Here is a 21,320-nt window from a genome sequence, read left to right as displayed (position 1 = left end):
CCCATCTTAGGCGAGGTGGCGGAGGACCGTGGCCGTGAAGGCCTCCGTGCCCGCGCTTCCCCCGAGGTCCGGGGGCGGGGTCTCCAGGAGGGCCTTGGCCACGGCGTCTTCCACCTTCCGCGCCAGCTCCACCAGGCCGAAGGCGTGCTCCAGCATCATGGCCGCGGAGAGGATGGCGGCCGTGGGGTTGGCGAGGCCTTTGCCGGCGATGTCGGGGGCGGAGCCGTGCACGGGCTCAAAGACCGGGGTGCCCCTTCCCAAGGAGGCGGAGGGGAGGAGGCCTAGGGAGCCTGGGAGGACGCTCGCCAGGTCCGAGAGGATGTCCCCGAAGATGTTCCCCGTGACCACCACGTCAAAGCGGGCAGGGGAGCGGACCAGGTGCATGGCCATGGCGTCCACGTACTGGTGCTCCAGGGCGACGTCGGGGTAGCCCCGCCCCACCTCCTCCACGGTCTTGCGCCAGAACTCCCCCACCTCGAGGACGTTCGCCTTGTCCACGCTCACCACGTGCTTCCTGCGCTTCCTCGCCGCCTCAAAGGCCACCCGGGCCACCCGCTCCACCTCGGGCTTGCTGTAGCGCTCCGTGTTCCAGGCCTCGGCCTCGGACATCCCCCGGGGCTCCCCGAAGTAGATCCCCCCGGTGAGCTCCCGGACGATGAGGACGTCCACCCCCCGGGCGATCTCCTCCTTCAGGGGGGAAAGCCTTTCCAGCCCGGGGAAGACCTTGGCCGGGCGGAGGTTGGCGAAGAGGTCCTGGCTTTTCCTTAAGGCCAAAAGCCCCGTCTCCGGGCGGATCTTGCGGGGAAGGCCGTCCCACTTGGGCCCCCCCACGCTTCCCAGAAGCACCGCCTCCGCGCTTTCCACGCCCTTCCTCGTGGGCTCGGGGAAGGGCTCGCCGAAGGCGTCTATGGCCGCCCCGCCGAAGGGGAAGACCTCGTAGGCGAGGCCCAGGCCCTCGGCCTCGTCCAGGGCCCTCAGGACCTTCAGGGCGGCCTCGGTGACCTCGGGGCCGATCCCGTCCCCGGGGAGCACGGCCACCTTCATTCCGTCCTCCTGGGGTAGGGGAGCTTCCGGTCAAACTGGTCCAAAAGCTCCCCGGCCTCCAGAAGCTCCCCGATGGGGTCCCAAAGCCCCTCCACCAGGGCCTCCCGGGCCTCTTCCCGGATGGAGAGGGGAGCGGTGCGGTCCCCGAAGCGCACCTCTTTGTTCACCAGGTCAATCTCCACCTCCAGCTCCGGGTTCTCCTCCACGCTGCGGAAGAGGACGCCCAGGTCCTCAGGGGCTAGGCTCACGCAGGGGAGGCCGATGGCGGTGGCGTTCCCGAAGAAGATCTCGGCGAAGCTCTCCCCGATGATGGCCTTAAACCCCGCCCGCTTGATGGCCTGGGGGGCGTGCTCGCGGCTAGAGCCGGAGCCGAAGCCCGACTCCACCAAGAGGATCGTGGCCCCCCGGTAGCGGGGATCGTTCAGGGGGTGGGGCTTGGGGTTCCCCTTCTCGTCAAAGCGCTCGTCGTAGAAGAGGTACTGCCCCAGGCCCTCAAAGGTGAGGACCTTCATGAAGCGGGCGGGGAGGATCCGGTCCGTGTCAATGTCCTCGCCCCTCAAGGGCACCGCTTTTCCGCGGATCACGGTGAACTTCTCCAGCATGGCTTTTCCCTCCTCAGCGGACGCCCGCCAGGCCGAAGACCTCCCGGGCGTCGGCGATCTCCCCGGCCACGGCCGCCGCCGCCACCATGAGGGGGCTCATGAGGACGGTGCGGCCCCTGGGGCTTCCCATGCGTCCCTTGTAGTTCCGGTTGGAGCTGCTGGCGCAAAGCTCGTCCCCTTCCAGCCGGTCCGGGTTCATGGCGAGGCACATGGAGCAGCCGGGCATCCGCCATTCAAACCCCGCCTCGCGGAAGACCTCGGCGATCCCCTCCTCCTCGGCCTTCCTCGCCACCCACTCCGAGCCCGGCACCACCAGGGCCCGCACCCCCTTCTTCACCTTGTGCCCCTTGAGGTAGCGGGCGACCTCCCGGAGGTCGGAAAGCCTCGCGTTGGTGCAGCTTCCGATGAAGGCCACCTGGATGGGCACCCCCTTGATGGGCTGGCCTGGCCTGAAGCCCATGTAGGCCAAAGCCTCCTCGGCCACGGGGCGCTCCTCCTCCGGCAACTCCTCCAAGAGGGGGATCCTGCCGTCAATGGGGATGGCCTGGCCCGGGGTGATGCCCCAGGTGACGGTGGGGGCGATCTCCTCGGCGCGGAAGGTGACCACGTCGTCGTAGGAGGCGTCGGGGTCGGAGCGCCAAGCGAGCCACCTCCTCTTGGCCTCCTCCCATTCAGGCCCCTTGGGGACGTAGGGGCGGCCCTCGAGGTACTGGAAGGTGGTCTCGTCGGGGTTCACGTAGCCGATGCGGGCTCCGCCCTCAATGGACATGTTGCAAAGCGTCATGCGGCTTTCCATGTCCATGGCCTCCACGGCGCTTCCCCCGTATTCATAGGCGTAGCCCAAGCCCCCCTTCACCCCCAGGTGGCGGATGATGTGGAGGATCACGTCCTTGGCGTAGACCCCGGGGGCGAGCCTTCCCTCCACGTTGATCCGCCGCACCTTGAGCTTTTGGGCGGCGAGGGTCTGGGTGGCGAGGACGTCCCGGACCTGGCTCGTGCCGATGCCGAAGGCCACGGCCCCGAAGGCCCCGTGGGTGGAGGTGTGGGAGTCCCCGCAGGCGATGGTCATCCCGGGCTGGGTGAGGCCGAGCTGGGGCCCGATGACGTGGACGATGCCTTGGTTGCCGCTCCCCAGGTCAAAGAAGGTGATGCCGTGCTCCCTTGTGTTCGCCCTGAGGGCCTCCAGCATGCTCTGGGCCAGAGGGTCCTGGAAGGGCTCGGTGCGGTCGTGGGTGGGGACGATGTGGTCCACGGTGGCGAAGGTGCGGTGGGGGTAGCGTACCCGAAGGCCAAGGTCCTTGAGCATCCCGAAGGCCTGGGGGCTCGTGACCTCGTGGAGGAGGTGGAGGTCTATGAAGAGCTGGCTTTGGCCGTTTCTGAGCTTCCTCACCTCGTGGGCTTCCCAAACCTTCTCGTAGAGCGTCTTTCCCATGAAACCCCCCTTACGCAAAACCCCCGGGTCCTTTGGGGCCCGGGGGATACGCGACGGCCATCCCTAGACCGGGCCCGCCCGGTCTAGGACTAGAATCACCGCCCGCCGCATTGCCCCTAAGGGTAAGCCCTCGAGGCCCGCGGGGTCAAGCTTGACGAGCGAAGCCACCTCCCCTACAATGACCCTTGCGTCTGCCGGGGTGGCGGAATTGGTAGACGCGCATGATTCAGGGTCATGTGCCCGCAAGGGCGTGCGGGTTCAAGTCCCGCCCCCGGCACCAGAAGGCCCCCGCGAGGGGGCCTAAGCTTTTGCTACACTTAGGCCATGAAGCGGGTGCTTTCCGGCATCCAGCCCTCGGGGGAGATCCACATCGGCAACTACCTCGGGGCCATCAAGCAGTGGGTGGCCATCGGGGAGAAGCTGGGGCGGGACGCCTTCTTCTGCATCGTGGACTACCACGCCCTCACGAACCCCCTCGCCTACGACCCTTCTACCCTCGCCCAGCGCACCTTTGAGGCCGCCCTGGTCAACATCGCCGCGGGGCTTGACCCGGAGAAGGTCACCCTCTTCGTCCAGTCCCACGTGCCCGAGCACACCGAGCTCTCCTGGGTCTTCACCACCTTAACCCCCCTGGGGGACCTCACCCGCATGACCCAGTTCAAGGACAAGGCCAGCAAGCAGGAGACCGTCTGGTCTGGCCTCCTCATGTACCCGGTGCTCCAGGCGGCGGACATCCTCATCTACAAGGCGGACACCGTCCCCGTGGGGGAGGACCAGGTGCAGCACATTGAGCTCACCCGGGAGATCGCCCGCCGCTTCAACCACCTCTTCGGGGAGACCTTCCCCGAACCCCAGGCCCTCTTAAACCCCGAGGCCCCCCGGGTTCCCGGGATTGACGGCAAGGCCAAGATGAGCAAGTCCTTGGGCAACACCATCGGCCTCCTGGAGCCTGAGGAGAGCATCTGGCAGAAGATCCAGCATCTCCCCGACGACCCCCAGAGGATCCGCCTCTCCGACCCCGGGGACCCCGAGCGCACCATCGTCTTCACCTACCTCTCCTACTTCGCCCCCAAGGACCTGGTGGAGGCCCTGAAGGAGGAGTACCGGAAGGCGGGGGTGGGGACCTACGTGGTGAAGCGGATCCTCTTTGACCACCTCATGGAGGCCCTGCGCCCCATCCGGGAAAGGGCCGAGGCCCTGAAGAAGGACCCGGACTACGTGATGGATGCCCTTTTGGAGGGCGCCAAGCGGGCCAGGGCCGTGGCCCAGGCGACCATGGAGGAGGTGCGGGAGAAGGTAGGCCTCCTCTTGCCCAAGAAGCGCCCGGTCCTCCGGTGATCCGCATCGCCTTTCCCGGCTTTGAGGGGACCCCGGAGGCCCTGAGGGAGGCCCTGAGGCGGGGCCGGCTTTCCCCCAGGGCCATCCCCGTCCTCTCCGTGGTGGAGCAGGCCCTGGCCCAGGTGCCGGAGGACCTGCGGACGAAAAGCGAGCTCCTCCCCCTCCTCGCCGAGCTTCTGGTGCTGAAGCTCTCCCCGGAAAGGGCCCTCCTCCCCAAGGAGGAGGGGGAGGAGGCCCCCCTGGTCCAGGTCCTCGTGGACCTCTCCGAGATGGTGGCCTTCCTCGAGGCCCGCTTGGAGCGGCGGGCGCGGCTTCTCCCCGTGGCCCCGCCCCCCCTGCCCAGGCCCGCCCTGAGGCTTTCCCCAAAGTCTTTGGCCGAGGCGGCGAAGGGCTTCCGCAGGGCCGTTCTCCGGCTTCCCCGGGAGGCCTTCGGGGTGCGGGAGGCCTGGGAGCGGCTCAAGGGGGCGATCCGGGGCCGGGTGGCCTTCCAGAGCCTGCCGCTTGCCACCTGGGGCGAGAAGGCGGTGGGCTTCGCCGCCCTCCTCGAGGCCTGCCGCCTGGGCCGGGTGCGCCTCTTCCAGGAAGCCCCCTTCGCGCCCCTTTACGTGGAGCCCGTGGGGGCCCTCGAGGGGGACCTGGAGCGCACCGCCTAGGGAGGGTACAATGCCCTTATGGGCGAGGCGGCGAGGCCTCTGGAGCTTCTGGACGCCGAGGCCTACTTGGCCCTGGAGGAGCGGTCCCCGGTGCGCCATGAGCTCGTGGAGGGCGTACCCTACGCCATGGCGGGGGCAAGCCTTTCCCACAACCGCATTGTGGGCAACCTCTACGCCCTCCTCAGGCCCGAGGCCCTGGCCAAGGGGTGCCGGATTTACACGGAAACCGTCAAGCTCCGGGTCTCCGCCAGGACCTTCTACTACCCCGACCTCATGGTGGTTTGCCAGGGGGTTCCGCCCCACACCCACTACGAGGAGGCCCCCTGCCTGGTGGTGGAGGTGGTGTCCGAGGCCACCGAGGCCATAGACCGAAGGGAGAAGCTCTGGCGCTACCGGGAGATCCCAAGCCTACAGACCTACCTCTTGGTGGACTCCCGGGAAAGGCGGGTGGAGGGCTACTTTCGCCAGGGGGAGGGCTGGCTCTACCGTCTGTGGGAGGGGGAAGGGGAGGTGGAGGTGCCTTGCCTGGAAGCCCGGTTCCCTCTAGAGGCTATCTACGAAGGAGTGGGGATTTGAGGGGCACATATCCAGTCCCAAAGGGCGTGCCTAGCGCCCGGGCTGGTCCAGGGTTGCCAAGAGGACTTCTAACCGCTCTAGTAGTGGGGGGAGGTCTTGTTCCAGGATGGTCGCAACCACCTCCATGTCCACACCGAAATACTCGTGGATAAGGAGGTTGCGGGTGGCCACAATCTCCCGCCAGGGGATTTCGGGGTGAAGGCGCCTGAAGTCCTCGGAAATGCCCCTGGCTGCTTCGCCGAGGATTTCCAAGAGGCGGACGAGGGCGAGGGACGTTTCTTCTTCTGGGACGAGGCTTCTTAGATCTTTGCCCCGAGCGATTTCCAGGGCACGCCTACAAGCGTCCCGCATGTGAAGGAGCCGGACGCGGTCGGAAAGGCTACGCCGCCTCATGTATGGGGCGGGCCTCCCTCAGGACCTCTTCCCGGAGGTAAGGGCTCAGGCTCCCCAGGGTATGGAGGTCCACCCTGCGCCCGAAGATACGGGTCAGCTCCTCCTGAAGCCTGGCGAAGCCCAGGCCCGGGGTGCGACCGGGAAAGAACTCCACCAGGAGGTCCACGTCGCTTTTCTCGTCGGCCTCGCCCCGGGCGAAGGAACCAAAGAGAAGGAGGCGCCGGACCCCGTACCGCTGGCATAGCTCCGCCAGGGCTTGGGGGGAGACGGGGGTAGGCAAGGCCATGACCCCTTCATTTTAGCCTGGCTTAGAGGCCCTGGTACACCTCCGCGAGGTCCAGGTGCCCCCCTAGGCAGGGGAGGGGAAGCGTGCCTGCCTCTGCCTCCCGGTACACCCAGCCCTCTCCTTCTCGGTAGTAGCCGAAGGCCCGGGGGGTACGGGAGTCCAGGAGGAGGTAGGCTTGGAGGGTGGGCAGGCTCAGGTACTTGCGGAGCTTTTCCCTCCGGTCCGTGGCCTCCGTGGAGTCCGAGAGCACCTCTATCACCAGGCAGGGCTTCTCCTTGTAGTATTCCCCGGGGTCTTCCTGGCAGACCACCATGAGGTCCGGGTAGTAGACCGTGGCCGCGTCCACCTTGAGCCGCATGCCGCTGGCATAGAGGCGGCAGCCCCGCTTCCGAGCCAGGGGGCCAAGGGCCAGGACCAGGTTCACCACCACCCGGTTGTGCCGATCGCTGGCCCCGGCCATGGCGTGGGGGAAGCCTTCCACCAGCTCGTGCTTCACCGGGGCTTCCCGCTCCAAGGCGAGGTACTCTTCCAAGGTCAGGGGCCGCACCTGTTTGGCCGCGCCCATGGCTAGAGTGTAGCGCAGGCCGGAAAGCCTACGCCGCCTCATGGCGGGACGGCCACCCATGCGCCGCCCGGTGGCTTAGCGGAGGAAGGTGAGGACGGCCAGGGCCGCCGCCAGGGCGGTGAAGTAGAGCATGAGCTTGTTGAAGGCGGTGTTGATCTCCGCCTTCACCTCCTGGCGGAGGCTCGCCATCTCCTGCCGCAGGCTTTGGATTTCCCCGCGCAGCTCGGTGGTCTCCGCCTTCATCTCCTGCCGCAGGCTTTGGATCTCTGCCTTGATTTCCTGGCGGAGGCCGTTGAACTTTTCCTCCACCTCCCGGCGCAGGCCCCCAATCTCCGCCTTCACCTCCTGGCGGAGGAGGTCCACCCGCCCCTCCAGGGAGGTGACCTGGCCCGGGAGGGTGGCCATGACCCCCTCCACGATCCCCTCCAGCTTGTAGAGGCGCTCCTCCGTGGTCATTGCCCTCAAGTTAGCACAGGCCGGGGGTGTGGGGTGGAGAATGACGGCGCCTCTCCTTCCGGGCCTGGGGAGGTTACCCCAGGGTGAGGGGCCGCACCGCCTTGGCCACGCCCATGCCTAGAGTTTACCGCCAAAAGGCTACGCCGCCTCATGGATGGGGCGGGCCTCCCTCAGGACCTGTAAGGGCTCAGGCTTCCCAGGGTGTGGAGCTCCACCCTGCGCCCGAAGATATGGGTCAGCTCCTCCTGAAGCCTCGCAAAGCCCAGGCCCGGGGTGCGCCTAGGGAGGAACTCCACCAGGAGGTCCAGGTCGCTTTCCTCCTCCGCCTCTCCCCGGGCGAAGGAGCCAAAGAGCAGGAGCCGCCGCACCCCGTACCGCTGGCATAGCTCCGCCAGGGTTTAGGAGGAAAGGGATGTCTGCGGGGTCATGGGCTCGCCGTGCATGAGCTGGGCCGCGAAGGAACGAGTTTGGCGAAAACTGCTACAGAAGGGTCCCCCCAGTTAAGCTGGGAGGACCCTAGGAGGAGTGTGCTAACGCTACTGCTTTTCCACCTTTACACCGTTACTATCACCCTCAACTGCATAGGTGGTAAGGCCATTGGGATGCTTCACCGTGATGTTGAAGGTTGGCGCATCGCTAACCGGTAATCCTGTAATCGTCATGCCATCGCAAGATTTCGGGTCTAGGGCATTTACGTCATCTTCAGTAAAGCTGTAGTTGAGACTTGTGGAACTAGTGCGGTTGGATTCCGCGGTCAGGGCAATGGTACGGGCGCACTGGAGCGCCGCCGCGTCAAAGGCCCGCTTCCGGGCGCCGATGAGGTTGGGGATCAGCACCGCAGCCAAAATGGCGATGATGGCGATGACGATCAGGAGCTCAATCAGGGTGAAACCTTTCGCGTTCCGCATGCCTTCTTCTCCTTTTAGCTTTCCGCGCTTTTATGCTATCGCGCGGCCATGAGTGCCTGAAGCCGACTTGCCTGCCTCTTACCTGGCCCTGCCTTCTCTCAGCCTTCTTACCCCTTTCTCACCTCCTTTCTGGGGCCATTCTCCCGCCCGCCCCTTGCCCCTGTCAACCCCCCCTTTGGGGGGTCATCCTCAGGATGGGGGAGGGGTGTGAAAGCGGTGTGAAGGCCTAGGGGGCGTTCCTGGGGTAGACCCGCACGGTGTAGACCTGCCCCGGGCCGGGCACGTAGAGGAGGCGGTTTCCCTCCCTGGCCTTAAGCCGCAGGTTCAGGGTGAGGGCGAGGCGGGGAGCCGTCTGCACCTGGAAGAAGGGGAGGTTGGGGTCGTTGTCCACCAGGTCCAGCACCACGTAGGGCTGGGCGTTGGTGAAGGTGGCGGCGGTGCAAGCCTGCTTCCCCAGGCGGTACTCCCGAAGTACGTAGGTGTTGGCGTCGGCCCAGGGGTCGGGGGCCTTGTAGTCCGGGCCCAGGGTGGAGCGGGGCTCGAGGCGGTAGGCCCTAAGGGCGCACAGGCCGGGGTTGTTGGGGTCGGGGAGGAGGGCGGCCAGGCAGGTGGGCGGCTGGCACGCCGCTCCGTTCACGGTGGCCCCGGAGACCACGGCTTGGGCTTCCTGGAGGGTGTCCGCAAGGTACCCGGCGGCATCCTTGAGCTCCTCCAGGAGCTGGGCCTGTTTGCGGGCCGCGCGGTTGGCCGCCAGGGTCCCCTGGGTGAAGGCCAGGAGGGCTGCGGTGAAGATGGCGAGCACCGCCAGGGCCACCAGGATTTCCAGTAGGGTGAAGCCTCTTCTCATGGCGCCCACTCCCGGTAGAAGGTGTAGGTTTTGCCCCCGCCCTGCAAAGTGAGCTCCACCGCCACCAGGCGGCAGGCGGTGGGGGAGGTGCCCTGCTGGCAGCTCACGGCGCAAGAGTAGCCCGTGCCGGGGCTTCCCGAGCAGGTTGTGAAGGTGAGAGGGTCCCCAGGGTCCATGCGCCCCGCCGCCCTCACGGTCACGGAGAAGCCGCCCGTCTGGCCGAGGGCGGGGAGGGTTAGGGTGGTGCCGTTATAGGTGCTCTCCCTCCGGGCCCGCTCCAGGTAGTCCTTGGCCACCACCACGGCCCGGGTTTCCAGCCCGGCGCTTCGGTTCACCCGGAAGACGCCCAAAAGCCCCGAGAGGATGGCGGCGCTGAGCAGGCCGAATATGGCCAGGGCCACGAGGAGTTCCACCAAGGAGAAGCCCTTCTTCACCGCACCACCACCTTTCCGATGACGCCGATCACGTTCACGTCGCGCCTAAGGTCCGGGTAGCGGGTGTGCTGGAGGGTGAACTTTTTTAGGGGCGCGTCCGTGGTGCCATGAGGGGGGAAGAAGGCCACGCCCACGGGCAGGCCGAGGTTGCTCCCGACCACCTGGGCCTGGCGGAAGCGTTGGGTGGGCGCGTTCAGGTTGTCGCAGTCCTGGCCCAGGGCCCACCCCTCCGGGAAGACCTTCAGGCAACGCGGGCTATTCGTGCGCTTGGCCTCGGCCCGGGCGTACTGGAAGGCCTGGGCCAGGGATCGGGCGGCCTCGTCCAGCTCCGCCTGGGCCCGCCAGCGGAGGTAGTTGGGGACGGCGAGGCCCAGAAGCACCCCCAGGATGGCCATGACCACGAGGACTTCCAGCAGGCTCAGACCCCGCCTCACAGCCTCCTCCAGCTACCCTGCTTGGCCACCACCTGGGCCGACCCCTGGCTCGCCACCCGGAGCCTTTGGAGCACCAGAGGGTCGTAGACGATTTTGCCGCCCCCCTGCCCCGTCCCGGCGATCTGGGTCCAGCACTCGTTGCCGTTGCAGGCCTGGAGGTTCGCCACGCCCTCCACCACCACCGCTCCCGTGAGGACGGCGTTGCCCTGCTGGTCGTAGTCCCCGGCCACGTAGATGAGGCCCTGGAAGCCCTGGCCGCAGGAACCGTTTACGGTGAGGTTGCCGAAGACCACCAGGATGCCCCGGCCGCAAAGCCGGTTGCTTCCGGTGAGGTTGACGGTTCCCTGGACCACCTTGAGCTCCCAGTTGGCCAACGTCCCGTTGAAGGAGGAGGCCGAAACAGGCGGATAGAGGGCCCTGAAGGCGTCTTTGGACATGCCGAAGACCCGCCGGAAGAGCTCGTCGGGGTCGGAGGGGACCATGGGGGAGTTGGGCGCCGTTCCATGAAGAACCTGTCCCCCACCCCTGGTATCAATGGTCAGGCTGCTGGCTGCCCCCAGCACCTGGGGGACCAGGGGGGTGCCTTCGGCGATGTCGGGGGGAGGGGTCCCGCTCCAGGCCACGGTGACCTTCCCGGTGGCCAGGTCAAGGCTCTGGACGGTGCCCTGGTAGCTACTCACCTTTACGGTCTGCCCCGGGACCAGTCCCCGGGCGTCGGAGAGGGTCAGGGTGTTGGTACCCGGATCGTAGGCCTTCACCCCGAACTGGACCAGGTTGACTGGGGCCGAGGGTAGGATCACGTCGGTGAGGCTTGGGGTGAAGAGGGGCGTGAGGGTGAGGGTGTTTCCGCTCTTGCCCTCCACCCGGTAGGTCTTCGGGGTGCCTCCGGTGGGGATCTGCACGTAGCTTCCGGGAAGGATTAGGCTCGCGTCCTGGACGCTTAGGCTGAGGCTTCCGCCCTGGGTTAGGTTCTGAAGCAGGGGAAGGTTCGCCGTCAGGCTTACCTGGGTGACCCCGGTAAGAAGGCCGGTGGCCTGGGCAAAGTCCTGGCCGATGACCTGAGCATTTCCCCTGACCTCTATGCGCGGCCGGGAGGTGAGGGCCGCGGGGATGGCCCCGGCGATGCCGCAGCTTCCTGTGAAGGTCTGCTGGACCCTGGCCTTGGCCCCGGCGAACTCCGCCACGGCCTGGACCGTAACTTCCCCGCCGCTGAAGGCGGCGCCGGCGGACCCTTCGGAGTAGACGTAGGTCACCGAGGCGGTGGGCCCTCCGGAGACGGTGAGGGTATAGGTGGAGGGCGGGGGTTGGCCGCACCGGACGAGCTTGGGGAAGACGTCAAGGGCGCTTTCCGCCAACAGGAAGGCCTGGTAGGAAGCCCGTTCCACAGCGCTTCCCTTGAGGGTTCCCAGGGTCATGTAGCTCGTGGCCGCGAGGAGGCTGGTGAAGACCACCATCAGCACCACGAGGGTAATAGGGGTAACGACCCCTTTCCGCATCATGGTTGCCAGCGTAGACCCCGGTTTGGCGCTTCACCACCCCCAAATGGGGGAGGCGTTGGATCCTGGGCCCTTGTGAGCCACCCCACGGGGGAGGCCCGCCCGTTGCCGTAAACTCAGGGCCATGGTGGACGTCCTCGTGGTGGGCGCGGGTCCCGTGGGGCTTTGCGCCGCCCTTTGGGCCAAGCGGCTCGGCCTTTCCCACCTGGTCCTGGAGCGGGGCACGGTGGCGGAGACCGTCTACCGCTTTCCCCGGGACATGGTCTTCTTCTCCGAGGCCAAGAACATCGAGATCGGGGGCCATCCCTTGGTCGCCCAAGGTCCCAAGCCCACCCGCAAGGAGGCCCTCCTCTACTACCAGCGGGTGGCAGAGCGGGAGGGGCTAAGCGTTCTCACCTACACCGAGGTCCTGGGCATCCGGGGCCGGGAGGGGGCCTTCCAGGTCCTGGCCAAAGATCGCAAGGGGGAGCGGGCCTTCTCGGCCCGGTACGTGGTGGTGGCCACGGGCTACTTCGGGAACCCGAACCGCCTGGGCGTCCCGGGGGAGGACCTCCCCCACGTCCTCCACCGCTACGAGGAGGCCGCCCCCTTCTTCGGGCGGGAGGTGGCGGTGGTGGGGGGGTCCAACTCGGCGGTGGAGGCGGCCTTGGACCTCTACCGCGGCGGGGCGAAGGTCACCCTCGTCCACCGGGGAAAGTGGGTCAGGCCCTCGGTGAAGTACTGGCTCCTCCCCGACTTTGAGAACCGGGTCAAGGAGGGGAGCATCCGGGCGGTCATGGAGGCCCGGGTGGAGGCCATCACCCCGGAGGGGCTTTGGCTTCGCCGCCCGGAAGGGCGGGAGTTCCTGCCCGCCGACTTCGTGCTGGTTCTCATCGGCTACCGGGCGGAAGACCGCCTCCTTAGGGAGGCGGGGGTGGCCTACGAGGGGGAGAGGCCCTGGCTTTCTTCCGAGTGGGAGACCTCCATCCCCGGCCTCTTCGCCGTGGGCTCCTGCGCCTACGGGCCTGACACCCGCTCCGTCTTCATTGAGAACGGCCGGGAACACGCCCGGGTTGCCCTCACCGCCATCGCCGCCCGGGTGCGGGGCTTGACACCAAGGCCTTAGGGGGCTATCCTTAGCGGCAAGATGCGTTCCGGACTCGCCCTATCCCTAGCCCTGGTCCTAATCGTAGGGCCAGCGGGGGGTAGGGCGTAGCGCTTTAGGGCGCATCCCATAACCCCCCGGGCCAACCGGGGGGTTTCAAGTTTAAGGAGGGGTCCATGAAGGGAGCGGAGGCACTTTTAAGGGCGCTGGAGCGGGAAGGGGTGGAGGTGATCTTCGGCCACCCGGGCGGGGCGATCATGCCCACCTACGACGCCCTCTACGATAGCCCCATCCGCCACATCCTGGTGCGGCACGAGCAGGGCGGGGTCCACGCGGCCACCGCCTACGCCCGCGCCTCGGGCCGGGTGGGGGTGGTCATGGCCACCTCGGGCCCCGGGGCCCTGAACCTGGTCACGGGCCTCGCGGACGCCATGATGGACTCCACCCCGGTGGTGGCCATCACCGGGAACGTCCCCCGGGCCCTCATCGGCACCGACGCCTTCCAGGAGGCGGACGTCACCGGGGTCACCATGCCCATCACCAAGCACAACTACCTGGTCCAGGACGTGAACGAGATCCCCCGGGTGGTGAAGGAGGCCTTCCACATCGCCGCCACCGGCCGCCCCGGCCCCGTGCTCATTGACATCCCCAAGGACGTGCAGCTTGCGGAGTTCACGGGGAGCTTTGACGTGAAGCTGGACCTCCCCGGGTACAAGCCCACCCTGAAGGGGCACCCCAAGCAGATTGAAAGGGCCCTGGACGCCCTGGAGAAGGCGGAGCGCCCCGTCCTCATGGTGGGAGGTGGGGCGCAGCACGCCCACGCCGAGCTCCTCGCCTTCGCCGAGAAGACGGGGCTTCCCGTGATCACCACCCTCATGGGCCTCGGGGCCTTTCCCGGGAACCACCCCTTGTGGCTCGGGATGCCGGGGATGCACGGCACCGTGGCCGCTAACCGGGCCATCCACCACGCGGACGTGATCCTCGCCATCGGCCTCCGCTTTGACGACCGGGTCACGGGCAAGGTCTCCCGTTTCGCGCCCCACGCCCACACCATCATCCACGTGGACATAGACCCCGCCGAGATCGGCAAAGTGGTGCGCACCCACATCCCCATCGTGGGGGACTCGAGGCTCGTCCTCAAGGAGCTCCTCAAGGGGGCGAAGGCCTTGAGGCTTGCCGCCTGGTGGCGGGAGCTGGAGGACTGGCGCACCCGCTACCCCTTGCGCTACAAGCCCAAGCCCCACCTGCAAAGCCAGGAGGTGATCCGGGCCTTCCACGAGGCCACGGGAGGAAACGCCATCGTCACCACGGGGGTGGGGCAGCACCAGATGTTCGCCGCCCAGTTCTTCCCCGTGACCAGGCCCAGGAGCTTCCTCACCAGCGGGGGCCTCGGCACCATGGGGGTGGGGCTTCCCTTCGCCATCGGGGCCAAGATCGCCCGCCCCGAGGAGCTCGTCATTGACTTTGACGGAGACGGCTCCTTCCAGATGACCCTGCAGGAGCTGGCCACGGTGGTGAAGTACAAGCTGGACGTGAAGGTCGTCATCCTGAACAACGGCTACCTGGGCATGGTGCGCCAGTGGCAGGACCTCTTCCACGCCAAGCGCTACAGCGAGGTCTATCTGGCGGACTCCAACCCCGACTTCGCCCGCCTCGCCGAGGCCTACGGGATCAAGGGGGTGAGGGTGGAGCGGAAGGAGGACCTCATGAAGGGGGTGGAGGCCGTCCTGAACGCCGACGGCCCCGTGGTGGCCGAGTTCAAGGTCTACCACGAGGAGGGGGTCTTCCCCATGATCCCCGCCGGGGGCGCGGCCGAGGACATGATCATTGAGCCTCCCGAGGAGAAGGAGGAGGTGGGGGCGTGAGGCACGTCATCTCCGTTTTGGTGCAGGACCACCCCAGGGTCTTGAACCGCATCACGGGCCTTTTCGCAAGGCGCGGCTTCAACCTGGAAAGCCTCGCCGTGGGCACCACCCACCTGCCGGGGCTTTCCCGGATCTGCCTCGTGGTCTCCGGGGACGACCGCACCCTGGAGCAGGTGGAGAAGCAGCTCAACCGGCTCGTGGAGGTCCTCAAGGTCACGGACCACACCGAGCCCCACGTGGAGCGGGAGCTCTGCCTGGTGAAGGTCCACGTGGCGGGCCTCGAGGAGCGCCTCGCCGTCAAGGACATCCAGGAGGCCTTCCGGGCGAGGGTGGTGGACGTGGCCCAGAAGAGCCTCATCCTGGAGCTCACCGGGGACACCCAGAAGGTCAACTCCTTTATTGAGGCCTTGAGACCCTACGGGATCCTCGAGGTCATGCGCACCGGCGCGGTGGCCATGAGCCGGGGAGACCGGGTCTTGAAGGTGCGGGAGAAGAAGGAGGCGGTATGAAGATCTACTACGAGCACGACGCGGACCTTGGCTTCATCCTGGGCAAGAAGGTGGCGGTCTTGGGCTTCGGCTCCCAGGGGCACGCCCACGCCCTGAACCTCAAGGACTCGGGGGTGGACGTGCGCGTGGGCCTGCGCAAAGGGTCTAGGAGCTGGGAGAAGGCGGAGGCCGCAGGGCTTAGGGTCCTCCCCGTGGCCGAGGCGGTGCGGGAGGCCGACGTCGTCATGGTCCTCCTCCCCGACGAGAAGCAGGCCCAGGTCTACCGGGAGGAGGTGGAGCCCAACCTCAAGGAGGGCGGGGCCCTGGCCTTCGCCCACGGCTTCAACGTCCACTTCGGCCAGATCAAACCCCGCAAGGACCTGGACGTCTGGATGGTGGCCCCCAAGGGCCCGGGCCACCTGGTGCGCTCGGAGTACCAGAAGGGAAGCGGGGTCCCGGCCCTCGTGGCCGTGCACCAGGACGCCTCGGGAAGCGCCTTCCCCACCGCCCTCGCCTACGCCAAGGCCATCGGGGCGGCCCGGGCCGGGGTCATCGCCACCACCTTCAAGGACGAGACGGAGACGGACCTCTTCGGGGAGCAGGCGGTGCTTTGCGGGGGGCTTACCCGGCTCATCCGGGCGGGGTTTGAGACCCTGGTGGAGGCGGGCTACCCCCCGGAGATGGCCTACTTTGAGACCGTCCACGAGGTGAAGCTCATCGTGGACCTCATCTACGAGGCGGGGCTTAAGGGGATGCGCTACTCCATCTCCAACACCGCCGAGTACGGGGACTACACCCGGGGCGACCTCGCCGTGCCCCTGGAGGAGACCAAGCGCCGCATGCGGGAGATCCTGCGCCAGATCCAGACGGGGGAGTTCGCCCGGGAGTGGATGCTGGAGAACCAGGTGGGAAGCCCCGTCTTGGAGGCCAACCGCAAGCGCTGGGCGGCCCACCCCATTGAGGAGGTGGGCTCGAGGCTTCGCGCCATGATGCCCTTCCTCAAGGCCAGGGTACTGGAGGAGGTAGGCTAAGGGCTTGGACGGGGCCCCTTCGGTGGCCCCTGTGCGCGTTTAGGGAGGTGAAGGAAGATGGAAAAGGAACGGCACATCCGGATTTTTGACACCACGCTCAGGGACGGGGAGCAAAGCCCAGGGGTGGCCCTCTCCTTGGACCAGAAGCTGGAGATCGCCCAGGCCCTCGCCCGGCTCAACGTGGACATCATTGAGGCGGGCTTCCCCGTATCGGGGCCCATGGAGTTTGAGGCGGTGCGCCGCATCGCCACCGAGGTCAAGGGCCCCATCATCGCCGCCCTCGCCCGCACCCACACCCTGGACATTGACCAGGCGGCCAAGGCCCTGGAGAAGGCGGAGAAGCCCAGGATCCACGTCTTCACCTCCGCCTCCAAGGTCCACCTGCAGTACATGCTGAGGAAGACGGAGGAGGAGGTCCTGGAGATGGCGGATAGAATGGTCCGCTACGCCAGGAGGTACGTGGACGACGTGGAGTTCTCCGCCCAGGACGTGATGCGGGCGGACTGGGAGTTCGTCAAGCGGCTTTACGAGGTGGCCATTGAGGCCGGGGCCACCACCATCAACATCCCCGACACCACGGGCTACGGCACGCCCCAGGAGTACGGGGCCCTGATCCGCAGGATCCGGGACGAGGTGGTGCGGGGGCGGGACGTGATCATCTCCACCCACACCCACGACGACCTGGGCATGGCCACGGCCAACGCCCTGGCGGGCGTGGAGAACGGGGCCGGGCAGGTGGAGTGCACCATCAACGGGATCGGGGAACGGGCCGGGAACACCGCCCTGGAGGAGGTGGTCATGGCCCTTTACGTGCGCCGGGACTTCTACAAGGCCTACACCAAGGTGAACACCCGGGAGATCTACCGCGTCTCCCGCCTGGTGGAGCGCTACACCGGCATGCCCGTGCCCCCCAACAAGGCCATCGTGGGGGACAACGCCTTCGCCCACGAGTCCGGCATCCACCAGGACGGGGTTTTGAAGCACCGGGGCACCTACGAGATCATGGACGCGGAGCTCATCGGCCGCCGCCCCGCGGTATTGGTGCTCGGCAAGCACTCCGGCCGGGCGGCTTTCAAGAAGGCCCTGGAGGATCTGGGCTACAAGGACCTCACGGAGGAGCAGCTCAAGGTCCTCTTCGCCCGCTTCAAGGAGATCGCGGAGAAGAAGGGCCCCCTTTCCGCGGAGGAGCTCCAGGCCCTGGTGGAGAGCGAGCGCGAGCCCACCTCCACCTTCTTTGAGCTCCAGCACGTCCAGTTCTTCTCCGGCTCCGGCCTCCTGCCCACGGCCACGGTGAAGGTGAAGACCCCAGGCGGGGAGAAGGTGGCCACCCACACCGGGGACGGGCCGGTGGACGCGGTGTACAAGGCTTTGGAGGAGGCCATCGGGCTTAGGCCGGAGCTGGAGCTTTACCGGGTGGAGGCCATTACGGGAAGCACCGAGGCCCTGGGCCAGGTGACGGTGCGCCTGCGCCTGGGGGAGCTCCAGGCGGTGGGGGTGGGGGTTTCCCCGGACATCATCGAGGCCAGTGCCCGGGCCTTCCTGGACGCCGCGGGGAAGCTGGCCTCGGGCCGGGCCATGCGCCACCCGCCTTCCATAGAGGAGGTCCACCGCGGGGTCTAAGCACCCCACCGAAGCGCAAGCTTGGGTGGGGTACTTGGGAGCCCGGAATAGGAGAAAAGCGGCATGGTGGAGATCCTAGACACCACCTTACGGGACGGGACCCAAGGGGAGGGGGTGAGCCTCTCCGTGGACGACAAGGTGGCCATCGCCAGGAGGCTTGCCGCCTTCGGCGTCCACTTGATTGAGGGGGGGTGGCCCGGCTCCAACCCCAAGGACGCGGAGTTCTTCGCCCGCATGAAGGGGGTGGACCTGGGGGAAGCCCGGCTTGCGGCCTTCGGGGCCACCCGAAAGAAGGGCCTCCTCCCCGAGGAGGACCCTTCCGTCCTGGCCCTTCTGGAGGCGGAGACCCCGGTGGTGGTCCTCTTCGGCAAGAGCTGGACCCTGCACGTCCTCGAGGCCCTGGAGACCACCCTGGAGGAGAACCTGGCCATGATCCGGGACACCGTGGCCTTCTTTGCAAAGAGGGGCCGGCGGGTGGTGTACGACGCGGAGCACTTCTTTGACGGGTACAAGGAGGACCCCGGCTACGCCCTCGCCACCCTGGAGGCGGCCCTGGAGGGGGGTGCGGACACCCTGGTCCTCTGCGACACCAACGGCGGCTCCCTCCCCGAGGAGGTCTACGCCATCACCAAGACCGTGGTGGAGCGCTTCCCCGGGGTGAGGATCGGCATCCACCCCCACAACGACGCGGAGCTCGCCGTGGCCAACGCCCTGGCCGCGGTCCGGGCCGGGGCCACCCACGCCCAGGGCACGATTAACGGCTACGGGGAGCGGTGCGGCAACCTGAACCTCACCTCCTTCCTCCCCACCCTGGTCTTCAAGTACGGCATCCCCGCCATCCCTCCGGAAAGGCTTCGGGGGCTCAAGGAGCTCGCCCACTTCGTGGACGAACGGGCCAACCTCACCCCGAACCGCCGCGCCCCCTACGTGGGGGAGGCGGCCTTCGCCCACAAGGCGGGGGTGCACGTCTCCGCCGTGCTCAAGAACCCCCGCACCTACGAGCACATTCCCCCCGAGTGGGTGGGCAATAGCCGCCGCTTTCTGGTCTCCGACGTCTCGGGGCGCTCCAACCTCCTGGCCAAGCTCCAGGAGGTGGGGGTGGACCTCTCCAAGGAGGAGGCGAAGCGGCTCCTTGAGGAGGTCAAGGCCCTGGAGTACGAGGGCTACGCCTTTGAGGGGGCGGAGGCCAGCTTCTACCTCCTGGCCCACCGCATGAAGGGGGGAGGCCTGCCCTTCCAGGTGGAGGGGTTTTCCGTCTTCGTGCACGGGAGTGGCCTTTCCACCGCCTGGGCCGAGGCCACGGTGCGGGTCCGGGTGGGGGAGAGCCTGGAGCACACCGCGGCGGAAAGCCCCTATGGCCCCGTTTCCGCCCTGGACCGGGCCTTCCGCAAGGCCATCCTGGGCTTCTACCCCGAGCTTGCGGACGTGGAGCTTGCGGACTACAAGGTGCGCATCCTCTCGGGCCAGGAGGCGGGCACGAACAGCGGGGTGCGGGTCCTGGTGGAGATGCGAAGGGGGGAGGAGCGCTTCGCCACCGTGGGGGCCAGCGAGAACATCCTCGAGGCCTCCTTGAAGGCCCTCACCGACGGCTACGCCTACGCTCTTCTCAAGCCCCTTCTGGAGCGGGCCCTTACGGGCTCCAGGGGAGGCTAGCCCCGGGGAAGGCCAGGGGGCTTACCGGCTCCTCCGGGGTATAGAACTCCGGGGTGGGGAGCCTTTCCCCGTAGCGCTCCAGGGGGCCCTTCAGGACCATGAGGTCGGGCTCGGGTTCGGAGTCTTCCGAAAGGCGCAAAGGGGACTGGACCGCCACCAGGGCCTTTCCCCCTAGGGCCTCCTTGAGCCTATGGTCCAGGTGCAGGACCATGAGGAAGTGCTTTGGACCCAGAGGGCTCATCTGGTAGGCTCCACGCGGGGCACCCCCCGGAAGGCTCGCTCGTACTCCTCCACGCGGAAGCGGTAGCGGGTGGCCACGCCTCCATTATGCCCCCATGCCCGAGTAGCGCCTGAGGCCGAGCCGCCAGAGGAGGCGGGAGAGGAGGAGGAAGAACCCCCCCCAGAGGAGCACCACCCCCACCCCCGGCCAAAGCGCCACCTCCTGCCCCGCCAGGGTGGCCGCGGGGAGGTAGACCAGGTAGGGGAAGGGGGTGAGGAGGGCGAGGGCGCGCACGGTCTCCGGGAAGACCTCCAGGGGGGCGATGGTGCCCGAAAGGAAGAGGTAGAGGAGGAAGAAGACCTCCTCCAGGGCGCTGGCCCGCTCGCTCCAGAAGGTGAGGAGGGCGGTGGTGTACTGCATGAGGTAGCGGAGGAGGAAGGCCAGGGCCGTGAGGAGGAGGCCCAGGAAGAGGTCATCCCAGGCGGGGACGAAGCGGGCCTCGGGGAAGAGGAGGAAGAAGACCCCTATGAGGAGGAGGACGAAGGGGAGCCGGGCGAGCCTTTCCGCCACGTGGGCCGCCAGGTGCTCAAAGAAGGGGTCTAGGGGCTTCAGGAGGCGGAACGAAAGCCTCCCCTCCACCACGTCCCGCTCAAACTCCCACACCACCCAGACCACGGTGAGCTGGCGCACCAGGTAGGTCATGAGGAAGTAGCGGGCGAACTCCCCCGAGGTCAAGGGGAAGCCCCCTCCTTCCGCCGCCTCCATCCAGACCCCCATGAGGATGAGGGGGAGGACCCCGGCGAGGGCCCAGAGCACCAGCTCCGCCCGGTACTCCAGCATGTAGGCCAGGTAGACCTGGAGGAGGGTCTTGGCCTTCCTCACGGGCCCACCTCCGCCTTTTGGAACACCCGGGCGATGACCTCCTCCAAAGGGGGTTCGCGGACCTCGAGGTCCTCCACGGGAAGCCGCCTCAGGATCTCCGCCACCCGCTCCGTAAGCCGCTCCCGGGGGACGAGGAGCTTGGCCTCCTGGCCCGCAAGCTCCCGCACCTCCCCAAAGGGGAGGAGGGCCTCCTTGGGGAGGGGCCTTGCCAGGACGAGCCCCACCTCCCGGTAGGGGGCGAAGCGCTCCAGGAGGCCCTCCAGGGCCCCGTCGTAGAGGAGGCGCCCCCGGTGGATGACCAGGACCCGTTCGCACAGGGCGCTGATGTCCGCCATGTAGTGGCTGGTGAGGAGGAGGGTGGCCCCGTAGCGTTCGTTGTAGGCCTTTAGGAACTCCCGCACCGCCACCTGGGCGTTCACGTCCAGGCCCAGGGTGGGCTCGTCCAGGAAGAGGACCTCCGGGCGGTGGAGGAGGGCGGCCAGAAGCTCCGCCTTCATCCTCTCCCCCAGGGAGAGCTTGCGCACCGGCTGGTGGAGTTTTCCCGTAAGCCCGAGCATCTCGGAAAGCTCCCCCACCCGCCTCCTAAACTCCCCCTCGGGGATCTCGTAGATGGCGGCGTTCAGGCGGAAGGAGTCCAGGGCGGGGAGGTCCCAAATAAGTTGCTGCTTGTTCCCCATGACCAGGGTGATTTTCTTGAGAAAGGCCTTCTCCCGCCGCCAGGGCACGTGCCCCGCCACCAGGGCCTTTCCCCGGGTGGGGTGGACGAGGCCCGTCAGCATCTTCAAGGTGGTGGTCTTGCCCGCCCCGTTGGGCCCCAGGAAGCCCACCCTCTCCCCGGGGGCGATCCGGAAGCTCACCCCTTCCACCGCCCGCACCTCCCGGTAGCGGCGGAAGAGGAAGTGGCGCAGGGTGCTCAGGAGGCCTTCCTCTTTGAGGGCCACCCGGTAGTGCTTGGTGAGGTCTTCCGCAAGGACGACGGCCTCCATGACCTTTCCAGTCTAAGCTAGAGGGGG

The 21,320-nt window shown here is 67.4% G+C and carries 25 protein-coding genes and 1 tRNA gene; 10 read left to right on the top strand and 16 right to left on the bottom strand.

Annotation, left to right across the window (positions count from 1 at the left end; translation table 11 throughout):
* Positions 1-6 precede the first annotated feature (6 nt).
* From leuB to leuC, 3 genes are read right to left on the bottom strand one after another with little or no spacing between them, the layout of a single operon-like run.
* Positions 7-1,044: a 3-isopropylmalate dehydrogenase gene (gene leuB / locus B043_RS0108725; RefSeq protein ID WP_018461711.1), complete on the bottom strand. Its 1,038-nt coding sequence runs from the start codon at positions 1,042-1,044 to the stop codon at positions 7-9.
* Positions 1,041-1,646 (bottom strand): 3-isopropylmalate dehydratase small subunit, encoded by a 606-nt coding sequence (gene leuD / locus B043_RS0108720; protein ID WP_018461710.1) that lies wholly within the window; start codon positions 1,644-1,646, stop codon positions 1,041-1,043. Before leuD ends, leuB begins: the two co-directional genes overlap by 4 nt.
* Positions 1,647-1,659: 13 nt before the next feature.
* On the bottom strand, positions 1,660-3,078 hold the full coding sequence (gene leuC / locus B043_RS0108715) for a 3-isopropylmalate dehydratase large subunit (protein ID WP_018461709.1): 1,419 nt from the start codon (positions 3,076-3,078) through the stop codon (positions 1,660-1,662).
* 193 nt (positions 3,079-3,271) lie between these two features.
* Between leuC and B043_RS0108710 the strand changes: the two genes are divergently transcribed.
* The 4 genes from B043_RS0108710 (at position 3,272) to B043_RS0108695 (ending at position 5,645) form a co-directional block, all read left to right on the top strand.
* Positions 3,272-3,358, top strand: a tRNA-Leu gene (locus B043_RS0108710).
* A gap of 44 nt (positions 3,359-3,402) precedes the next feature.
* Complete coding sequence (trpS, locus tag B043_RS0108705; protein WP_018461708.1) at positions 3,403-4,416, top strand: tryptophan--tRNA ligase; 1,014 nt, start codon at positions 3,403-3,405, stop codon at positions 4,414-4,416.
* Complete coding sequence (locus B043_RS0108700; protein ID WP_018461707.1) at positions 4,413-5,069, top strand: chromosome segregation protein ScpA; 657 nt, start codon at positions 4,413-4,415, stop codon at positions 5,067-5,069. Before trpS ends, B043_RS0108700 begins: the two co-directional genes overlap by 4 nt.
* A gap of 18 nt (positions 5,070-5,087) precedes the next feature.
* The gene (locus tag B043_RS0108695; RefSeq protein WP_018461706.1) at positions 5,088-5,645 is read left to right on the top strand and encodes a Uma2 family endonuclease; all 558 of its coding nucleotides are present in this window, start codon (positions 5,088-5,090) and stop codon (positions 5,643-5,645) included.
* Between the two features lie 30 nt (positions 5,646-5,675).
* Here the strand turns inward: B043_RS0108695 and B043_RS0108690 are convergent, their stop codons facing one another.
* From B043_RS0108690 to B043_RS0108645, 10 genes are all read right to left on the bottom strand, one after another.
* On the bottom strand, positions 5,676-6,038 hold the full coding sequence (locus tag B043_RS0108690) for a HepT-like ribonuclease domain-containing protein (protein WP_018461705.1): 363 nt from the start codon (positions 6,036-6,038) through the stop codon (positions 5,676-5,678).
* The gene (locus B043_RS0108685; protein ID WP_018461704.1) at positions 6,025-6,324 is read right to left on the bottom strand and encodes a nucleotidyltransferase family protein; all 300 of its coding nucleotides are present in this window, start codon (positions 6,322-6,324) and stop codon (positions 6,025-6,027) included. The genes B043_RS0108690 and B043_RS0108685 overlap by 14 nt, the downstream gene beginning before the upstream one ends.
* Before the next feature lie 22 nt (positions 6,325-6,346).
* The gene (locus B043_RS0108680) at positions 6,347-6,889 is read right to left on the bottom strand and encodes a Uma2 family endonuclease (RefSeq protein ID WP_026234201.1); all 543 of its coding nucleotides are present in this window, start codon (positions 6,887-6,889) and stop codon (positions 6,347-6,349) included.
* Positions 6,890-6,964: 75 nt separating this feature from the next.
* Entirely contained in the window at positions 6,965-7,345 is a 381-nt protein-coding gene (locus tag B043_RS0108675) for a DUF1640 domain-containing protein (protein WP_018461702.1), read from the bottom strand.
* 170 nt (positions 7,346-7,515) lie between these two features.
* A complete protein-coding gene (locus tag B043_RS12380) occupies positions 7,516-7,713 on the bottom strand; it encodes a nucleotidyltransferase family protein (protein WP_018461701.1) in 198 nt (65 codons plus the stop codon).
* A gap of 168 nt (positions 7,714-7,881) precedes the next feature.
* Entirely contained in the window at positions 7,882-8,253 is a 372-nt protein-coding gene (locus B043_RS0108665) for a prepilin-type N-terminal cleavage/methylation domain-containing protein (protein ID WP_018461700.1), read from the bottom strand.
* 226 nt (positions 8,254-8,479) lie between these two features.
* A complete protein-coding gene (locus B043_RS13350) occupies positions 8,480-9,100 on the bottom strand; it encodes a PulJ/GspJ family protein (RefSeq protein WP_018461699.1) in 621 nt (206 codons plus the stop codon).
* On the bottom strand, positions 9,097-9,534 hold the full coding sequence (locus B043_RS0108655) for a type II secretion system protein (RefSeq protein ID WP_018461698.1): 438 nt from the start codon (positions 9,532-9,534) through the stop codon (positions 9,097-9,099). The genes B043_RS13350 and B043_RS0108655 overlap by 4 nt, the downstream gene beginning before the upstream one ends.
* The gene (locus B043_RS12375) at positions 9,531-9,968 is read right to left on the bottom strand and encodes a GspH/FimT family pseudopilin (protein ID WP_018461697.1); all 438 of its coding nucleotides are present in this window, start codon (positions 9,966-9,968) and stop codon (positions 9,531-9,533) included. Before B043_RS12375 ends, B043_RS0108655 begins: the two co-directional genes overlap by 4 nt.
* Entirely contained in the window at positions 9,965-11,422 is a 1,458-nt protein-coding gene (locus B043_RS0108645) for a hypothetical protein (RefSeq protein ID WP_245538901.1), read from the bottom strand. The genes B043_RS12375 and B043_RS0108645 overlap by 4 nt, the downstream gene beginning before the upstream one ends.
* Before the next feature lie 166 nt (positions 11,423-11,588).
* Between B043_RS0108645 and B043_RS0108640 the strand changes: the two genes are divergently transcribed.
* The 6 genes from B043_RS0108640 (at position 11,589) to cimA (ending at position 19,205) form a co-directional block, all read left to right on the top strand.
* Positions 11,589-12,569: a YpdA family putative bacillithiol disulfide reductase gene (locus B043_RS0108640; protein ID WP_018461695.1), complete on the top strand. Its 981-nt coding sequence runs from the start codon at positions 11,589-11,591 to the stop codon at positions 12,567-12,569.
* A 155-nt stretch (positions 12,570-12,724) separates the two neighbouring features.
* Positions 12,725-14,413, top strand: coding sequence for a biosynthetic-type acetolactate synthase large subunit (gene ilvB, locus B043_RS0108635; RefSeq protein WP_018461694.1), 1,689 nt, complete (start codon positions 12,725-12,727; stop codon positions 14,411-14,413).
* The gene (ilvN, locus tag B043_RS0108630; RefSeq protein ID WP_018461693.1) at positions 14,410-14,922 is read left to right on the top strand and encodes an acetolactate synthase small subunit; all 513 of its coding nucleotides are present in this window, start codon (positions 14,410-14,412) and stop codon (positions 14,920-14,922) included. The genes ilvB and ilvN overlap by 4 nt, the downstream gene beginning before the upstream one ends.
* On the top strand, positions 14,919-15,932 hold the full coding sequence (ilvC, locus tag B043_RS0108625; RefSeq protein ID WP_018461692.1) for a ketol-acid reductoisomerase: 1,014 nt from the start codon (positions 14,919-14,921) through the stop codon (positions 15,930-15,932). Before ilvN ends, ilvC begins: the two co-directional genes overlap by 4 nt.
* A 57-nt stretch (positions 15,933-15,989) precedes the next feature.
* On the top strand, positions 15,990-17,552 hold the full coding sequence (locus B043_RS0108620; RefSeq protein WP_018461691.1) for a 2-isopropylmalate synthase: 1,563 nt from the start codon (positions 15,990-15,992) through the stop codon (positions 17,550-17,552).
* A 63-nt stretch (positions 17,553-17,615) separates the two neighbouring features.
* Positions 17,616-19,205 carry a citramalate synthase gene (gene cimA, locus B043_RS0108615; RefSeq protein WP_018461690.1) on the top strand — a complete coding sequence of 530 codons (1,590 nt, stop codon included), beginning with the start codon at positions 17,616-17,618 and terminating at the stop codon, positions 19,203-19,205.
* Here the strand turns inward: cimA and B043_RS12370 are convergent.
* The 3 genes from B043_RS12370 to B043_RS0108600 all read right to left on the bottom strand — a co-directional run bounded on the left by B043_RS12370 (position 19,183) and on the right by B043_RS0108600 (position 21,293).
* Positions 19,183-19,446 carry a Uma2 family endonuclease gene (locus tag B043_RS12370; protein ID WP_245538900.1) on the bottom strand — a complete coding sequence of 88 codons (264 nt, stop codon included), beginning with the start codon at positions 19,444-19,446 and terminating at the stop codon, positions 19,183-19,185. The genes cimA and B043_RS12370 overlap by 23 nt on opposite strands.
* A gap of 84 nt (positions 19,447-19,530) precedes the next feature.
* Positions 19,531-20,307, bottom strand: coding sequence for an ABC transporter permease (locus B043_RS0108605; RefSeq protein ID WP_018461689.1), 777 nt, complete (start codon positions 20,305-20,307; stop codon positions 19,531-19,533).
* On the bottom strand, positions 20,304-21,293 hold the full coding sequence (locus B043_RS0108600; protein WP_018461688.1) for an ABC transporter ATP-binding protein: 990 nt from the start codon (positions 21,291-21,293) through the stop codon (positions 20,304-20,306). Before B043_RS0108600 ends, B043_RS0108605 begins: the two co-directional genes overlap by 4 nt.
* Between the last annotated feature and the right edge of the window lie 27 nt (positions 21,294-21,320).

The sequence above is a fragment of the Thermus oshimai DSM 12092 genome (assembly GCF_000373145.1).
Lineage (GTDB): Bacteria > Deinococcota > Deinococci > Deinococcales > Thermaceae > Thermus > Thermus oshimai.
This window is presented reverse-complemented; position numbering and strand designations above follow the sequence as displayed.

What these genes read in the sequence shown, in the direction of transcription:
- leuB (WP_018461711.1), bottom strand. Translation starts at nt 1,044, where the DNA reads ATGAAGGTGGCCGTGCTCCCCGGGGACGGGATCGGCCCCGAGGTCACC.
- leuD (WP_018461710.1), bottom strand. Translation starts at nt 1,646, where the DNA reads ATGCTGGAGAAGTTCACCGTGATCCGCGGAAAAGCGGTGCCCTTGAGG.
- leuC (WP_018461709.1), bottom strand. Translation starts at nt 3,078, where the DNA reads ATGGGAAAGACGCTCTACGAGAAGGTTTGGGAAGCCCACGAGGTGAGG.
- trpS (WP_018461708.1), top strand. Translation starts at nt 3,403, where the DNA reads ATGAAGCGGGTGCTTTCCGGCATCCAGCCCTCGGGGGAGATCCACATC.
- B043_RS0108695 (WP_018461706.1), top strand. Translation starts at nt 5,088, where the DNA reads ATGGGCGAGGCGGCGAGGCCTCTGGAGCTTCTGGACGCCGAGGCCTAC.
- B043_RS0108690 (WP_018461705.1), bottom strand. Translation starts at nt 6,038, where the DNA reads ATGAGGCGGCGTAGCCTTTCCGACCGCGTCCGGCTCCTTCACATGCGG.
- B043_RS0108685 (WP_018461704.1), bottom strand. Translation starts at nt 6,324, where the DNA reads ATGGCCTTGCCTACCCCCGTCTCCCCCCAAGCCCTGGCGGAGCTATGC.
- B043_RS0108680 (WP_026234201.1), bottom strand. Translation starts at nt 6,889, where the DNA reads ATGGGCGCGGCCAAACAGGTGCGGCCCCTGACCTTGGAAGAGTACCTC.
- B043_RS0108675 (WP_018461702.1), bottom strand. Translation starts at nt 7,345, where the DNA reads ATGACCACGGAGGAGCGCCTCTACAAGCTGGAGGGGATCGTGGAGGGG.
- B043_RS0108665 (WP_018461700.1), bottom strand. Translation starts at nt 8,253, where the DNA reads ATGCGGAACGCGAAAGGTTTCACCCTGATTGAGCTCCTGATCGTCATC.
- B043_RS13350 (WP_018461699.1), bottom strand. Translation starts at nt 9,100, where the DNA reads ATGAGAAGAGGCTTCACCCTACTGGAAATCCTGGTGGCCCTGGCGGTG.
- B043_RS0108645 (WP_245538901.1), bottom strand. Translation starts at nt 11,422, where the DNA reads ATGGTGGTCTTCACCAGCCTCCTCGCGGCCACGAGCTACATGACCCTG.
- B043_RS0108640 (WP_018461695.1), top strand. Translation starts at nt 11,589, where the DNA reads ATGGTGGACGTCCTCGTGGTGGGCGCGGGTCCCGTGGGGCTTTGCGCC.
- ilvB (WP_018461694.1), top strand. Translation starts at nt 12,725, where the DNA reads ATGAAGGGAGCGGAGGCACTTTTAAGGGCGCTGGAGCGGGAAGGGGTG.
- ilvC (WP_018461692.1), top strand. Translation starts at nt 14,919, where the DNA reads ATGAAGATCTACTACGAGCACGACGCGGACCTTGGCTTCATCCTGGGC.
- B043_RS0108620 (WP_018461691.1), top strand. Translation starts at nt 15,990, where the DNA reads ATGGAAAAGGAACGGCACATCCGGATTTTTGACACCACGCTCAGGGAC.
- cimA (WP_018461690.1), top strand. Translation starts at nt 17,616, where the DNA reads ATGGTGGAGATCCTAGACACCACCTTACGGGACGGGACCCAAGGGGAG.
- B043_RS12370 (WP_245538900.1), bottom strand. Translation starts at nt 19,446, where the DNA reads ATGAGCCCTCTGGGTCCAAAGCACTTCCTCATGGTCCTGCACCTGGAC.
- B043_RS0108600 (WP_018461688.1), bottom strand. Translation starts at nt 21,293, where the DNA reads ATGGAGGCCGTCGTCCTTGCGGAAGACCTCACCAAGCACTACCGGGTG.